Source organism: Muricoccus roseus (genome assembly GCF_900141905.1).
GTDB classification, from domain to species: Bacteria; Pseudomonadota; Alphaproteobacteria; order Acetobacterales; family Acetobacteraceae; genus Roseomonas; species Roseomonas rosea.
Genome location: NZ_FQZF01000055.1, coordinates 1 through 15,469, shown reverse-complemented (window position 1 = coordinate 15,469; position 15,469 = coordinate 1). Strand labels below are relative to the sequence as shown.

Genomic DNA, 15,469 nt, shown 5'->3' with positions numbered 1-15,469 from the left:
TGATCCATGCCCTGCATGCGGGAGTGATCCATGCCCTGCATGGAGCCTTGCGACTGGGTGTTGCCCTGGGCGAAAGCAGGCGTCGCCATAGCCAGGACCGCGAAGCAAGCAATAGCAATAAGGGTGCGCATGTGATCCTCTCTTGGTGAGAGCTGACGTGGAAGTCGGTGTCTTGGACCGACTTTGGTTGTGTAACACGGATCAGGAGCGCCTGATGCGTGACATTATATGTCAGAGGGGAGGTATGTTGTGAGACGAGGGCACCGCCTGGGAGATTGACCACTCGACCCGGGTCTTCAGTTAAGCGAGCGGGCAAAGTTCTTCGCGGTTCATCACGCAGCCGACGAACCGCCGCTTCCGTACCCATTTCCCTTCTCTGGTTGCGGGCTCCTGCGAATGTGGAGGTAAAGTCCAGACGTGCACCCGATGCGGCTCAGGCTGCCGCGCGTGTGTGCGAGCACCGTCCCAAAGTGGCGATGCTGGTGCTTCCGCCGAAGACGCGGCAGAGATCGCCACACGCGCACCTCCATGCCAGCGTCGGGCAGCACGTGCCTCTAGCGTGGAGGCGGGCTACCACCGGGTGCAGGACCTACTCCGTCGATGAGCTGCAGGCACTCGGAGGCGGGAAGCCTTCTTGTGATATCTGAAAGGCAAAAGGCCAGAGCACCCTGCTTGACCAGATGGTAGGCGAAGACCCTGTTCATGGTCGAAATGCCGACGATCTGCCATCCTTCGGCGACCAGGCCTGGAAGTGATTGGGGCAGCGGCACACCGTGCATCGGCGCAAGCGGGACGGCAGGCCCTTCGTCGGCCTCAGCAGCCCGGGCCACCTGAGGTGACGCGAGGCAGAAGACAGCGGCCACAAGAAGGGATCTAGCCTGCATGGAATCACCATCGTCGGATTGGTGGAGATGGTGTGCCATTTGCTTCTGTGAAAGCAATCTCACAACCTTCGCCACGTGAGGCGGCGCCGCGAGGTCAGTAAGGAGCCCAAGGCCTCGTCGGCTGATGATGTCGCGGAGGCCAGCTCTCCCAAGATGGCAAGGTGAACGACGCGGCAACACGAGTTGGCACCTCATAGCATGTCAGCCGCCTCCAGTTGATGCCGGATAGCGCATCTAAACCGGCAAGCCCTCCGGTCCTCTCTTCCTGTCTTCCTGAAGAGATCCAAGGATCTGCGAAGTCTCATCTGGACGGCCGCCGGGGAGCGCCGAGGAGTACCAGGGAAGCCGCTACAGGATCACCGGCGGCGACTCTAGGGAGGCAGGGTCCCTGGGTAAGGGCGCCACGCCCAGCCCCATCCAAGCGGCCGTGGCGCGGCTCTTTCCTATTGTTGTACCTTGATAAACCCCGTTCACTCCAGCCATCAGCACCCACAGCGATGATCCAGGTGGCGGGTCAGCCTCCTATTGCTCGTTCCACCTCCCTGTCTGGCCAGCTGGCAAATCTGCGGAGACGGCATGGAAGCCCCCGGGGCGCCTGGCATTCCGCCAACCCGGACCAGCAGGGACAAGGACATGGTGGGCACAGTTCTAGGCCCTGCGCGGCCGTGGTTCACGGTTGGGCACAGCATCCTCAACGAGGTGGCCTTGCCCGTTTTGCTCGCCGCGGCGCTCGCCGCGCGCGACGCCCTCGGCGGCATAGAGGCACGGGACACAGCACGCTGGGCGCTGGCTTACCTGGTAGCGGCACGGCCCCACGACGGAGCAGGACCGCCGGGAGGAGACCGCCGGGATCAACCCCTTCACGCTGGCCGTGGCGATCACGGCGCTCGTCGCGGGCGCCGCGTTTCTCGAAGAGGCCGAGAGGGGTGATGTCCTCCTCCTCGCCGACGACTGGAACGCCTGCATCGAGGATTGGTGCGTTGCCTCCGGCTCTGCCGTCGGCACTGCACACGCAGTGGGGTCACACTATGTGCGGGTAGCGCCCGCCCGCGTGGTTGCCGACCGGGCCGCACTTGGGGACATCGCACCTCTGAAGAACCGCGAATGCGATCCCGAGCTGGCAGCGGCCGAGCAGGTTTCGACCGACGTCCCGCAGCTGGTGCGCTTCGGGCTGCGGGATCCGCCTGATCCGGCGGTGCGCAGCACCATTGGCTGATGGACGCGCTGCTGCAGGCCGGGACGCCGAGCGGACCGGCCTGGCGCCGCTACCATGGCGATGGCTACGGGGAGCATCCAGGCGGGAGGCCGTACGACGGGACGGGCCAGGGTCGGCCCTGGCGCTGCTCGCCGGAGAGCGCGGCCACTACGCCCGGCTCGCGGGCGAAGGCGCCGAGCCCTATCTGCGCACCATGGCGGCCGCCGCCAATCGGCTGGGCCTGATTCGCGAGCAGGTGTGGGACGGCGATCCGCTGCCGAGGCGGGCCTCTACCCTGGTCGCCCCGCCGGTTCGGCGATGCTGAGTCTGGGCGAACGCTGAGTTCGCCAAACTCGCGGCGAGCATTCGCAAAGAGTTCCCGGTGGACCGGCTCCAGGCGGTTTGGCTGCGCTATGCGGGCCAAAAACCGCGGCCCCGGCACACGCACTGGGCGCCCTGGGCTCCAGTGGCAATCCTCCGAACGGGGCAGTCCCTGCGCGTTCTGCATGCTGCTCCCGCAGTGCTGCGATGGAGCGCCGACGGATGCTGGGAGGCGTCCACGGTGCCAACCAGGCCCAGCGCCCTCGGCCTCCATGCCGCCGACTTGGCAATCGGAAGCTTGCGGCCGGGCCAGACAGTCAAGTTCGCCTCCGACGGTTGGCAGGCCGAGTAGGGACCATCGTTGTCGCGGAGCCGGAGGAAGGCTGACGCAGGCAGCCCGTCGCACCGCGCGCTGCTCGCGCCAACGCGCCACGCCGTGCAGGCTGGCCATGGTCCACCGGTGCCAGAACGCTTCCATCGGCCTGCCGCCATGCCGCCCGGGAGGGGGGCGCCATGCCCTTGGCAGCGACCAGGTGCCGAAAGGCACCGGCGTGCACCAAGCGACCAGAGCCCCGCAGCGCTTGGTGGAACCGGAACAGGGACGCATTGGGTACTCATGCCTCTGGAGGAGACGGCCGCGCCGCGGGCAAATCTTACGTTTTATTACGAGGCACTGAGGATGATTGCTGGTGCCGCGGGCATGAGCGATACATGGCACAGCCCGGTCGCGTGCTGCGTCGCGTGCTGCTTCGTCAAATGTCCGGTCAATTTGGCAGGGAAGGTCGCATGCGGACAACCACGCTCGTCCCTGGCGTAAGGGCACCGCTTATCGGCCAGACACAATGCGATGGCCTATAGCTCCTGCGAGACCCTGTTAGGATGCTGCGGGCCACAAGGCGACCGGCATGCTGCGAGTGCGCTTGCGCGCTGCGGCAGCTACCCGGCCCGACGGCTCGCTGCAGGGGTCAGCGTGCCCGCACTTCCGCCTGTGGCCCGGGCGAGTTGCCTTCCGGTTCCCAGATCAGCGCCCATGGGACGAGCGCAGGTTAGCCATGCCGATGGAGCCTGAGCACGCAATGAAATCGCCATTTGCCACTCGGGTTCACCCCCCCATGGCGCCGCTTGGCCTACCGCAGCGTAACCTGCACGAGCAAGGCGTTGCGGTGGGCCGGATGCAAGGCGCCCGTTCGAATGTGCGGTGAGTGCTCGGCGGGCCAGAATACAGGAGAGATATATGAGTGAAGGTTGCTTGACGCGCCGTAGCGCACTCAGCGCTGGCATCGCCGCCATCGCCTTCTCGCAGGCGCCGGGCGCCCTCGCTCAGCCGCGCATCGGGCGCGCGCTGCCCCGCGAGTTCAACCTCGCGTTAGAGCACACCACATTCAATGTCACCGGGCGGACACGCCCGGCGATGTCGATCAACGGCCAGATCCCTGGTCCTGTCCTTCGCTTCCGAGAGGGCGAGGAGGTGATCATCAATGTCACGAACAAGCTGCGTGAGAGTGCGTCGATCCATTGGCACGGTCTCATTCTGCCCAGCAGCCAGGACGGCGTTCCCGGCATCAGCGATGGCTTCAATGGGATTGCGGCCGGGGCGACGCACCAATACCGATTCCCGCTGGTACAGTCTGGCACCTACTGGTACCACAGCCACTCTGGCGTCCAAGAACAGGCTGGCATCTACGCGCCTCTGATCATCGATCCACTGCGTCCCGACCCTTACGCCTACGGTCGCGACTACATCGTCCAGCTCTCCGACTGGACCGACGAGAACCCCGAACGCATCATCAGCAATCTCAAGCGGGACCCAGGCTACTACAACTACAACAAGCGGACACTCGCGAGCCTCGTCCAGGAATTGCGGGCGGCTCCTGACGGGGCGGCGCGGTCCGCGATCATCGCAGACCGAAAGATGTGGGGCGACATGCGTATGGACCCCACGGATATCGAGGACGTCAGCGGCTACACCTACTTGGTGAACGGACGCCCGCCCGAGCGTAATTTCACCGCCGTCTACCGGCCCGGGGAGACCGTGCGCCTACGCTTCATCAACAGCGGAGCCATGACCCATTTCGACGTCCGAATTCCGGGTGTCGAGATGACCGTCGTGCAGGCGCATGGGAACAACGTGCGGCCGGTGACCGTCGACGAATTCCGTATCGCTCCCTCCGAGACATACGACGTCCTCGTACGCCCGGCGGGTGGGAAGCAGTATCAGATCCTGGCGGAAACCATGGGGCGTCAAGGTTTCGCCAGCGCCAGCCTTGCCACGCAAGACGGGCTGCCAATGCTGCCGCTGCCACCGCATCGGCCGCGGCCCGTCCTGACCATGGCCGATATGGGTGGCCCCTACGGACCGACCGGTCTCGATCGCGGCACGCCGTTGCCTGAAGTGGACCGCCCCGGCCAAGTCGCCCCGCCGATGGACATGAGCGGCATGGATCACTCCAGCATGGCTGGGATGCCGCAGGGCGCGGCGACAGCCGGTACGGTGCAGGGACCGGCCGCCGCAGCAATGGACCACGCCAACATGCCGGGCATGGACCATTCCACCATGCCCGGAGCGCAGCCGCGGCAAAGTCGGTCCGGGCCAAGCCAGCAAGCACGCCACAACCAGCGTAATGCAGCCCCGGTGGGCATAGATCACGCCGCGATGGGGCACGGCGCGTCCGCTCCAGCGCAAGCGATGGATCACGCTGCGATGGGACACGGCGCGCCCGCTCGAGGGCAGGCGGCGGACCACTCCGCCATGGGGCACGGCAACATGGCCATGCCGGATCCCTTCACGAACGACGTGGGAGCTCCTCCTGGAGCACGCGTGCTCTCGTACCGGCAGCTGCGGGCTCTTTCTAATCCCTATCCCGTACGCGAACCGAGCCGCATCATCGAGGTTCGGCTGACCGGCAACATGGAACGCTATATCTGGTCCATCAATGGGAACCGCCTGAGCGAGGCCCAGCCCATTGTCCTCAACTTCGGTGAGCGGGTGCGGATGCGGTTCATCAATGAGACGATGATGAACCACCCCATGCACCTCCATGGAGTCTGGATGCAGCCGCAGGTCGGCAACGGGAATGAGAATCCGCTGCTGCACGTCGTGAATGTCAAGCCGGGCACGACGATGGATGTTGACGTGGAGGCGGATGCCGAGGGCGGATGGGGTTTCCACTGCCATCTGCTTTATCACATGGAGGCAGGTATGATGCGTAAGGTCGAGATCCGCCGACGCGCCCGGGTGGCGTCCGCGCCATGAAGACGCCTTGCAACAGAGGGACGCGCACGGGAGCAATCGCCGCGGGTGCGCTTACCCTGTGCCTGATGGCTGGCGAAGCGAGTGCGCAGCAGGCGGCCTCGCAACAGGCCGCGGCGGATCCGGGAGCGCACAGCCCGGGCGCGCACGAACTCTACTACGGCGCCGTGCTCGTCGACCAGCTGGAGTACCGCAATCACGGCCGCGGCCATGGCATCTACGCCTTCGAGGGGCTGGCATACTACGGTACTGATTACAACAAGATCCAACTGAATGGCCGCGCCGAGTCGAACCAGGCCGCGAAGGGGCTGGAGCGTGCTGAGTTGCAGCTGCTCTACTCGCGGCTCGTTGGATATTATTGGGATGTGCAGGTCGGCGTGCGTCACGACTTCCGCATCGATCCACGCACGGGTACGCCCGCCCGGACCTACGGCGTGGTTGGGCTCCAGGGCCTCGCGCCCGGGCTTTTCGAGGTGAACATCCAGGCCTTCTTGGGTGAGCGAGGCGTTCCTCTGCTTCGCACGGAAGTGGAGTATGACATCTACATCACCAACCGCCTCGTGCTGCAGCCGGAGATCGAGCTGAACTTCGCGGGCGGGCGGGACGAGGCCGCTGGAATCGCTCCGGGCCTTTACCGCATGGAGACCGGCCTGCGCCTCCGCTACGAATTCACCCGCGAGGTGGCGCCCTACATAGGCATTTCGTACGAGCGAACCGTTGGCGGCGCAGCTGGTCTCACGCGCCGCCTGGGCGAGAAGCCAGAGGCGACAACCGTTGTTGCGGGGCTGCGTCTGTTCTTCTGAGCCCGGCCAGGATTCTGTTAGGCAGCGCCCTGGCAGCTGCTCCGCTTCTAGTCCCAGCGGCACTGCCAGGACGACGCCGCAACGACCAAGGCGCGCTTTTGGAGTCGGGTATCACAGCGAGGAGAACGCAACAGGCATCGACACCGGATGGACATCGCCCAGCGGCAGCCGAGAGTTGTGGGACCGCCAATGCACTCTGCGCCGCCGGACCGGCCACGGGAACGGCGATGAAATTGTGGACTTTGCGAAGCGCTGCGCTTCGGACACGGTCGCGCGAATCAGGGGGCTTTGACGTGGATCAAGGTTCGCATTCGCCCGATGCGCAACGTTGGCCGTGACGGAAGCGGCGCCTTACTGCTCAACCATCGGCGTCGACGGTGCGGTGCCGGACGCCTCCACGAGGAAGAAGGACCACGACAATGTCGAAGCAGACCACGTTCCTTTCCGCGGCCACCTTTGCCGTGCTTGTCCCCCTTTCGTCCTTCGCGATGGCGGCGGAGCCTCCCGGGCGGCCCTCACAGCTCGCCATGATGGATATGATGCCGATGGGCAACGGTGGAGGAGCGCAGCAGGGTATGGGCGGCATGAGCATGGAGGGCGACATGCGTATGCAGGCGATGCAGGGCCAGCCAGCGCAGGGTGCCGCCGGAGCCGGTGCGATGCCCAGCATGGGCCAGCCCGGCCCCGCTCAGCAACCCGCCGCCAACCAGGCACCGCCGCAACCCGCTTCGTCAGCGGGCATGGGATCTGGCGGCATGATGGGCGACAACATGATGCGCATGGGTGGCGCGATGCCCGCCCAGGGGCAGGGCCAGATGCCGCAGCAGCCCATGGGTCAGGCGCCGATGGCTGGCTGCAGCATGATGCCGATGATGCAGAACATGATGCGCATGGGCTCGCCGCAGATGGGGATGGCGCCGATGCAGGGCGGCTCCATGCCGATGGGCAGCTCCGCTGCGCGGCTCGAGGGGCGGATCGCCTTCCTTCGCACGGAGTTGCGCATCACTGACGCCCAGGCTCCTGCGTGGGAGGCCTTCGCGAACACGCTGCGCGCGGGGCGCGAGCACCTCGACGCGGCGCGCACCGCGCTGCAGGACAGCACGGCAGCGACGGATCCGATGGCGCGGCTGGAGGCGTTCGAAAACCATCTGCGGCAGCGGACCGAGGCGATCCACACGACCCGGATGGCCTTCAACACGCTCTATGCTCAACTGGATGACACGCAGAAGCGTGTGGCGACGGCCACCATGCTGCCGTTCATCGGAACCTTTTGAGCGCGGGCGCGATGCCGCGGGCGAGATCCAGGCAGTGGCGGCTCGCCGCCGCGCTGCTCGGGATGTGGCTGAGCAACGCGGCGGTCGCTCAGGTCGACCCGGGTGATCACAGCGCTCATCATCCGGGAGGAGCAACCCCGGCTCCGGATGTGGCGGCGCCGGTCGGCCCGGGCACCGCCACTTCTCCGGCCGTGCCGCCTGCATCGGGGCCCGCCGCGCAGCCGGCCGGTGGTTGCGGCGGCATGATGGGGTGCATGGGGGGAGGGCCACGGCCGTTCTATGCGACGCTGCTCGATATGCCGACGCTCACTCCTGAGGCGCGCCGCACGATCGAGGCGGAGGGCCAGCGGCGCATCGGCTGGGGGGCCCAGGCAGTGGGGTTGGGCGCGTCAAGGGTGCAACAGGCGCTCGCCGCGAACGATGCTTCTGCATTCCAGCGCGGTGTCTCCAACCTGCGCGAGGGCGTGCAGATGCTGGAGAGCGGAACGGCGGCATTGAGGGCGGTCGAGGCAGGCACCTCGCCGCGGCAGATCGCCCTCACTTGGTTCCGGGACCAACTCTCCCTTCCGGATGCCGAGGCGGTGCCGATGCCGATGGCGACGGGCGGTCCCAGGGGGTTGTCCTGGTATCACCTGACGACGATGGCGTTCCTCGTCGCCTTCCTAATCGGAACCCTCACGCTCCAGTACGCCCGGATGCGGCGGATCGCCGCTTTGGCGCAACGCCTTGCGCCCGCCTCCCCTGACCCCACTGCCCGCCCCGGAGGGCCACCCAGTCCAGGGCCATCCGCACCGCCTTCCGGGGCGGCCGCCCCCCAATCTCTCGAACAGCCCGCCAGGGCCGCCATCGCTGCTGCCCCAACCGCCAGCCCTGCCCCCTCGCCCGCAGCGGCGACCGCAGCGGCCAAGCGGCCGTGGACTGGCATGCTGCGCACGGCGGCGATCTTCCCTGAAACTCCGGACGTCAAGACCTTCCGGCTCGTGAATGCAGACGGCGGTGACATCCCCTTCACTTTCATGCCGGGCCAGTTCCTGACCGTCTCGGCCGAGATCGACGGCACGACGGCCAAGCGCGCCTACACCATCGCCTCCTCGCCGACCCAATCCAGCTTCGTCGAGGTCACCGTCAAGCGGGAGAAGCAGGGGCTCATCTCACGATACCTGCACGATAAGGTAGCGGTCGGCAGCCTGCTCGAGGTATCCGCGCCCGCGGGCGTCTTCACCTTCACCGGCGCGGAGGCCGACAGCATCGTCCTGATTTCGGGGGGCGTCGGCATCACCCCCATGATGAGCATCACGCGCTACCTGACCGACCGCTCCTACCCCGGCGACATCTTCTTCCTCTACGGCGCGCGCGCGCCACTGGACTTCACCTTCCGCGAGGAGCTCGAGCACCTCCAGAAGCGGCATCCCAACCTGCACGTCGCGGCGACCATGGAGCGCGCGGAGGGGACCACCTGGATGGGGTCCCTGGGCTACGTCTCCAAGGAGTTCATCGCGCGCTCCGTCCCCGAGATCACCCGCCGTCGGGTCCATCTCTGCGGCCCGCCAGCGATGATGGAGGCGGTGAAGACGGCGCTGGCCGAACTCGGGGTGCCAAGAGAGCAGGTCAAGACGGAGGCGTTCGGCCCGGCCCGGGGGGTCGCGCCCGGAACCCCCGCCCCCTTGCCAGTGGCCACGCCTGCCCCGGCAGCCGCCACCGCCGCCGCAACCACAGCCAGTGCCGTTCCTCGGGTAGCCACAGCGGAGGTCGAGTTCACCAAGTCGGGCAAGACCGGGCCGCTGGCGCCGGACCAGAGCGTCCTGGAGGCGGCCGAGGCGATCGAGGTGGAGATCGATTACCTCTGCCGGGTCGGAATCTGCGGCGTCTGCAAGGTGCCGCTCCTGAAAGGTGAGGTGACGATGGAGGTCGAGGAGGGGCTCCCGCCCGAGGAGAAGGCGCGCGGCATCATCCTCGCCTGCCAGGCAAAGTCGGTCGGCAACCTCAAGGTGGATGCCTGAGGTGAGCGAGACGGAGAGATTGACGGTTGGCGCCCTCATCAGCGTCATGGCGCTCCTGATCCCCGGCTTCCTGCTGCACGAGGCACCGCGCTTCCCAGGAAGCCTGGCCGGGAGCTTGCTCGGCATCGCGGGCGCCACCTTGTTTGTGCTGCTGCTCATCTACTCTCTCGTCAAACGCAGCGCTTGGATCCGGGGACGCGTGACGAAGCACGCCTCGCTGCGTGTGATCCTCTCCTTCCACGTCTACACCGGCGTGGTCGGCGCGCTGCTCGGGATCCTGCACAGCGGCCACACGTTCCAGAGTCCCCTCGGAATCGGGCTGGTGTCGGCGATGTTGGCTGTCGTCCTGAGCGGCTTCGTCGGCCGCTACTACCTGGCGCAGATCGGGACCGACTTGCGCGAGCAGCAGACCAGGCTCGGGGCGCTCAGGACCCGCTACGACCTGCTCGCCGCGGAGGCCACCGGGGTCATTCCCCAGGGCGCTGCAGCCGTCGTCCTCCCGGGAACGGCGCCCGGGTCGTCAGTGCCCCGGGCATCCGGCGCGGGCGTCCCGGGGATTCCGCTCAAGCACCTGCTCGGCGCGATTGCTGATCTCGAACACGCCATTGGCCGACGTGAGGCGCTCAAACGGACCCTCTCCCGGTGGACGGTGCTCCACGTGGCCGCGGCCCTGGTGCTCTACCCGCTCCTGGCGCTGCATATCTGGAACGGAATCTACTTCGGCTTGCGGTGGCTCCCGTGAAGGTCACCACCGTCATCTACTTGGTGCTGGCGGTGCTCGGCGCGGCCGCCGCCGTGCTGCTGCCGCTGCAGATGTACCGCTCCGGATCAACGGCATTGCCGGGCTGGCGCGCCGCGGTGGTTCCGGGGCCGCTCTCTGCCGCGCACGCGTTCCTGGACGCGCAATGCGAGAGCTGCCACACGCCGGATCGAGGAGTCGAAGCGGCGTCCTGCGTCACCTGCCACGCGACCGCCGCGCCGGAGCTGCTGACAAAACCTTCCACCGCCTTCCACGCGAACATTGGCGAGTGCGCCGGTTGCCACGTGGAGCACCAAGGCCGAGACCGCCGCCCGATCAACATGGACCATTCGGTGCTGGCAACGGTGGGCCATGCCCGGGCTGCCGAGACTGAAGCACGCGCTTCGGCTTCGGGAGAGGCCAGCTTCCGCCACGCCGTGGCGAAGCTGCAGGCACTGCTATCCGGCAGCGGGGCGGATTTGGTTGGGGGGGCTCTGGACCGACGATCCCTTCCCAGCCGTACCGCGGCGACCCTCGACTGCGCGAGTTGCCACGCCAACCGCGATCCACATCGGTCGCTCTTCGGCCAAGACTGCCAGAGTTGTCACGACACAGCAGCCTGGTCGGTCACCGCCTTCCGGCACCCGTCGCCTCGCTCCCAGGATTGTGTGCAGTGCCACCAAGCCCCGCCCAGCCATTACATGATGCATTTCGAGATGATGGACCGGACCATCGCAAGGCAGGAGCACGCGCGCGTCGAGCAGTGCTTCCTGTGCCATCAGACAGACAGCTGGAACAACATCAGGGGCGCCGGGTGGTTCGACATGCATTGAGCCTGGTGCTCACCCGTCCACGGCCGTCCCGTTGGCAGCGGGTGGCGGAGACAGGCTGTGCGGGAGGGATATGGCAGGGGAGGAACTTGCGATGAACGGCTACGCCGGAGGACGGGACAGGGAGGAAGGCGCCCGAATTGGGGCACCCCGCAAACGGACTGGAGAGCGTGGTACCGCAATGGGGAAGCCAGCCGCGCCGGGGAAGGGCGGCGGCCGCCGCCAACTGCTCGCTGCGGTTCCTGCCCTCGTCTTCATGGCGGCTGTGGCCGCTCCGCGTCGAGCAGCGGCTGTCGATCCGGACGGCGCCGTCCGGCGCATCGGCGACCTCGTGGTTTACCTCGCCGTGATCCCGGCGGCGCTCGTCCGCGGCCACCCGCCGGAGCACACCGGCCGCGGGCTACACGGTGGGCCACCGGCGGGCCGCTACGTCCACCACCTGTTGGTCGCGCTGTTCGACGCAAGGACTGGAGCACGGGTCGTCAATGCCCAAGTGGCGGCGGTCGTGCATGGGCTGCGCCATACGCCGGAGGAAAGGATCGGATTAGAGCCGATGGCAGTTGGCGGAGCCGAGGCCTACGGCGGCTTCGCCACGCTACCGGCGCGCGACTACTACCGCATTGAGGTTGAGGTGCTCCGCCCGGGCGGCGGCCCGACCCTGCGGGCCGTCTTCCCACATCGGCACTTCCAGCCTTGAGCCAATCCAAGCTGGCCACCGGCGGAACCGCCGTCCGCCACGGATCACCGGAGTTCAAGCCCATGCGCATTCTTCGTGCTTACGCTCCCGCAGCGCTGCTGCTGGCCGCCGGGTGCGCTCGCGTGGAGCCCTACCATCCTCCGCCGCACACAGGGCACCCGCCCACGACGAGCCGCGGCGACGGCCACGGCTCGACCATGCCCTCCACCGAGCTGACCCGCGCGGGCGGCATGCAACACGGAGTGCTCGGAGGGAGTCAGGAGCACCAGCAGCACGGCCTCGACCCGGATGTGGGGCGCCAATACGGCGGTGCAGGCTACGGCACCGGCGCCTACGGCCCCCTCCGGTGACGGCTGGCGCCTGCCTCGTAGGAGGATGACGATGGATTCGACGCCACGGACGAGCGTACCGGCTGCATCGTGCTGCCGCCCCGAGGGCTGCGGGTGCGTCGCGCTGGTGCTGCAGGGGGGCGGCGCGCTCGGAGCCTACCAGGCGGGCGTCTACGATGCGATGGAAGAGGCGGGGCTGCACCCCGACTGGGTTGCCGGGGTCTCGATCGGCGCCATCAACACGGCCCTGATCGCGGGCAATCCGCCCGGTCGCCGGGTGGAGCGCCTGCGGGCTTTCTGGGAGCGCGTCACAGCCCGCGGCGTGTGGCCCGTGCCGACACCGGACGGTGACGACTGGCGCCGCGCGCGCAACCTCCAGAGCGCATTCTCAACCCTACTCCTCGGCCAACCTGGCTTCTTTCGCCCGAACCCAATGGTTCCCTGGCTTGTCCCACGGGGGGGACGCGGCGCCACCGCCTTCTATGACACGTCGCCGCTGCGCGAGACGCTGGAGGAATTGGTGGACTGGCGGCTTCTGAATGGCGGCCATCCGCGTGTTGCCTTCGGGGCGGTGAACGCGGAGACCGGCAATCTCTTCTGGTTTGATTGCGCGAAGATGGTGATCGGGCCGGAGCACGTGATGGCCTCGGGCGCGCTGCCACCGGGCTTCGCACCGGTGCGGGTCGGCACCGACTGGTTCTGGGACGGCGGCCTCGTCTCCAACACCCCGCTGCAGTACCTGCTGGAACAGGAGGAGCGCGATGGGCTGGTGGTGCAGGTGGACCTGTTCCCGGCCCGCGGCCCACTGCCACGCGACATGGAGGAGGTCCTGAGCCGGGAGAAGGACATTCGCTACTCATCACGCACCCGCCTGAACACTGACGCCTATACGCGGCTACGGCGATGGCAACTGCGTTTGAAACGCGCGCTCGCGAAGATGCCGGAGGAGCGCCTGGACGATGAGGAGCGGGCGCTGTGCCGACGCCTTCAGAGGCTGCCGCGCCTTCTCGTTCTGCAACTGATTTACGAGCGGAAGGCTTACGAGGGTCAGGCGCGGGACTACGAGTTCGGCCTGGAGACCATGCGCGAGCACTGGGACGGCGGGCTGGAGGACACGCGCGCCACGCTGCGCCGACGGGAGTGGCTGCGGATGCCGGAGGAGGATCCCGGTATCGTGGTGCACGACGTGCACCGCGAACCGGCTTGAGTTGCACCGTGCTCGACGAAGCAGCCCTCTGGATCGCGTCAGGCTTCGAGGCAGCGGGCGTGGCCGCCATCCTGCTCGTCTCCCTCGCCGCCACGGCCCGGTTTGCGCGACGGGTGAACGCGGGCTCCGACCGGTTCGCGGAATTACCCGTTTACCGGGCTGATCTGGGTCGCGGCGTCCTTCTCGGGCTGGAGTTGCTGGTCGCCGCGGACATCCTGGGGACGGTGGCCGTATCGCCCACCTTCGAGCACCTAGGCGTGCTGGGCTTGGTGGTGCTCATCCGAACCTTCCTTAGCGTTTCGCTAAGTGTCGAGGTTGAGGGCGCCTGGCCTTGGGGTCGCCGGACCCCGGAGCGCCTGCCGGACGAAGCGTGCAATCCTTCGCTTTCGCGTTACAGGGAGAGGATGCTCAGCTCGGCGGTGGAGGGGGCTTCCACACCTCCCGCGAGACCGACACGCCAGCTTGACGCAAGCTTTGCTCGACAAACAGTTCCTGCGCCGTGGAACAGTGCGTGCCGAGGGCGAATTATGTGGAGGAGACCCGAATTCAGAGGCGAGCCTCCTCCGTCTTAAAGGAAGCGCCCTTCGGAAGCGCTGCTCCTGGCTGGCACAATCAATGAACGTTGACCCGAACCGTGCTCCGGACCGGCAGAGTCTCGCCCGGCACGCGGGCCGAAAGGGTGGCGCTCCATTGGCCCGGCATGGGCAGTTGAGCATGCACGCGGTAGACGCCGTTACCCTCGTCTACCGCTATGACCGGAGGGGGGTTAGCACCCTCGGTCATCACCGAAGATGAAATCTTGTAGCCGGACATGAACATACTGAAGCGGTGCTCATAGACGGTGGCGCCGCTCACCGGCTGATTCTCCGGCAGCTTGACCAAGCGTACCCGGATCTCGGCGTCGGGGCTCCGGCGAACACTGGAGCTAAGGAGCTCAAAACGGTAATTGTCCGCGGCTTGATCGCCAGGCGATGCACAGCCCGCAACACCGATGGCAAGGACCACGGCAGCGGTGCGAAGCACGACATTTGGCATTGCTTACTCCAGACATGTTCAGTGCTGGACGCGATTGTGGGCATCCGGCGGCCAAAGGGCGTGTGACCGTGCGCTTCTTTATTCTTGCCAAGGAAGAACATTTTCCCTCACCCGCCGTCAAGCCTGCACTGAAAGTGAGGACACGAACCGCAGCTGTTCATAGCCGCTGACGGAGATCCGCCGAGGGCTCTGCGTCGCGGGAGGATAGGAAGGCTTGGTACGGATCAGCGGCAACTTCCCTACACGAGGAGCGCTGGTCCCGGACTCGAGCGAGCGTCACAGAATCAACGCTCCGGCGCGCCGCGGCCGAGGTGCGGTCCCGGCTCCGCTTCCGGTGACCCGCGCTCTCAGCGGCAGGTTCGCCTGCTTCAGGCTTTCCGGCTTCCGTGCGCTACGCCGCGGCATGACAGGACGGTTTCCTGTTGAGTCTTCGGCGGTTCAGCCGACGACGCGCGGGAGAGGAAAAACGCGGATCACGGCAGCGCAAAGAAGCAAAGGGAATTTGCAAATGTGTACTCCCATCGACTTTATTCGCCATTGGCGTGCACTGAACCACCCTCAGCACCTCGCGCGCTCTGCATGAAGCTAACTCACCATGCGGTTTCATGACGCAGGCGCCGCTGAAAATTCACTCCAATTTCGCAAATCCCCCGGTGCTACCCGCCATTCAAATCACCGAGTGGCATTTGACCACAAAAGTCCATTAAGGCTCCGCCTTCCGTGGAAACAATCAACGCGTGGCGATCTTAACATCGCTGGAAGGATGTCTCCGGCGCTGGCTTTGACATCGCTGGAAGGTTGTCGCCGACAGCGCCCTTGGCATCGCTGGAAGAGTGTCTCTGACAACGACTTAACATCGCTGGAAGGATGCCGCCGACAACGACTTTAACATCGCTGGAAGGATG

The 15,469-nt window shown here is 66.6% G+C and carries 12 protein-coding genes; 11 read left to right on the top strand and 1 reads right to left on the bottom strand.

Annotation, left to right across the window (positions count from 1 at the left end):
* The first annotated feature begins 1,460 nt into the window (after positions 1-1,460).
* The 11 genes from BUB97_RS27525 to BUB97_RS27520 all read left to right on the top strand — a co-directional run bounded on the left by BUB97_RS27525 (position 1,461) and on the right by BUB97_RS27520 (position 14,101).
* Entirely contained in the window at positions 1,461-1,814 is a 354-nt protein-coding gene (locus BUB97_RS27525) for a hypothetical protein (RefSeq protein WP_073140364.1), read from the top strand.
* Positions 1,756-2,100 carry a hypothetical protein gene (locus BUB97_RS24570; protein WP_073140361.1) on the top strand — a complete coding sequence of 115 codons (345 nt, stop codon included), beginning with the start codon at positions 1,756-1,758 and terminating at the stop codon, positions 2,098-2,100. Before BUB97_RS27525 ends, BUB97_RS24570 begins: the two co-directional genes overlap by 59 nt.
* Positions 2,101-3,634: 1,534 nt before the next feature.
* Complete coding sequence (locus BUB97_RS24565) at positions 3,635-5,653, top strand: multicopper oxidase domain-containing protein (protein ID WP_073140359.1); 2,019 nt, start codon at positions 3,635-3,637, stop codon at positions 5,651-5,653.
* A 65-nt stretch (positions 5,654-5,718) separates the two neighbouring features.
* Positions 5,719-6,453: a copper resistance protein B gene (locus BUB97_RS24560; RefSeq protein ID WP_175562739.1), complete on the top strand. Its 735-nt coding sequence runs from the start codon at positions 5,719-5,721 to the stop codon at positions 6,451-6,453.
* Between the two features lie 419 nt (positions 6,454-6,872).
* Entirely contained in the window at positions 6,873-7,727 is an 855-nt protein-coding gene (locus BUB97_RS24555; protein WP_073140353.1) for a Spy/CpxP family protein refolding chaperone, read from the top strand.
* On the top strand, positions 7,724-9,727 hold the full coding sequence (locus BUB97_RS24550) for an FAD-binding oxidoreductase (protein ID WP_217659756.1): 2,004 nt from the start codon (positions 7,724-7,726) through the stop codon (positions 9,725-9,727). Before BUB97_RS24555 ends, BUB97_RS24550 begins: the two co-directional genes overlap by 4 nt.
* Position 9,728: 1 nt before the next feature.
* Positions 9,729-10,469, top strand: a complete 741-nt coding sequence (locus BUB97_RS24545; RefSeq protein WP_171979112.1) for an iron reductase — start codon at positions 9,729-9,731, stop codon at positions 10,467-10,469.
* Positions 10,466-11,299, top strand: a complete 834-nt coding sequence (locus BUB97_RS24540; RefSeq protein WP_073140344.1) for a cytochrome c3 family protein — start codon at positions 10,466-10,468, stop codon at positions 11,297-11,299. Before BUB97_RS24545 ends, BUB97_RS24540 begins: the two co-directional genes overlap by 4 nt.
* 178 nt (positions 11,300-11,477) lie before the next feature.
* Positions 11,478-11,993 carry a hypothetical protein gene (locus tag BUB97_RS24535; RefSeq protein ID WP_073140342.1) on the top strand — a complete coding sequence of 172 codons (516 nt, stop codon included), beginning with the start codon at positions 11,478-11,480 and terminating at the stop codon, positions 11,991-11,993.
* Between the two features lie 381 nt (positions 11,994-12,374).
* Positions 12,375-13,529 carry a patatin-like phospholipase family protein gene (locus BUB97_RS24525; protein ID WP_073140336.1) on the top strand — a complete coding sequence of 385 codons (1,155 nt, stop codon included), beginning with the start codon at positions 12,375-12,377 and terminating at the stop codon, positions 13,527-13,529.
* Positions 13,463-14,101 (top strand): DUF1622 domain-containing protein, encoded by a 639-nt coding sequence (locus BUB97_RS27520; protein WP_408906157.1) that lies wholly within the window; start codon positions 13,463-13,465, stop codon positions 14,099-14,101. The genes BUB97_RS24525 and BUB97_RS27520 overlap by 67 nt, the downstream gene beginning before the upstream one ends.
* Positions 14,102-14,141: 40 nt before the next feature.
* On the opposite strand, the gene BUB97_RS24515 is transcribed toward BUB97_RS27520, so the two are convergent.
* Positions 14,142-14,564, bottom strand: coding sequence for a FixH family protein (locus BUB97_RS24515; RefSeq protein WP_073140330.1), 423 nt, complete (start codon positions 14,562-14,564; stop codon positions 14,142-14,144).
* Positions 14,565-15,469 lie beyond the last annotated feature (905 nt).

Excerpts from the sequence above, each read along its gene's own strand:
- BUB97_RS27525 (WP_073140364.1), top strand. The coding sequence starts at position 1,461 with ATGGAAGCCCCCGGGGCGCCTGGCATTCCGCCAACCCGGACCAGCAGG.
- BUB97_RS24565 (WP_073140359.1), top strand. The coding sequence starts at position 3,635 with ATGAGTGAAGGTTGCTTGACGCGCCGTAGCGCACTCAGCGCTGGCATC.
- BUB97_RS24560 (WP_175562739.1), top strand. The coding sequence starts at position 5,719 with ATGGCTGGCGAAGCGAGTGCGCAGCAGGCGGCCTCGCAACAGGCCGCG.
- BUB97_RS24555 (WP_073140353.1), top strand. The coding sequence starts at position 6,873 with ATGTCGAAGCAGACCACGTTCCTTTCCGCGGCCACCTTTGCCGTGCTT.
- BUB97_RS24535 (WP_073140342.1), top strand. The coding sequence starts at position 11,478 with ATGGGGAAGCCAGCCGCGCCGGGGAAGGGCGGCGGCCGCCGCCAACTG.
- BUB97_RS24525 (WP_073140336.1), top strand. The coding sequence starts at position 12,375 with ATGGATTCGACGCCACGGACGAGCGTACCGGCTGCATCGTGCTGCCGC.
- BUB97_RS24515 (WP_073140330.1), bottom strand. The coding sequence starts at position 14,564 with ATGCCAAATGTCGTGCTTCGCACCGCTGCCGTGGTCCTTGCCATCGGT.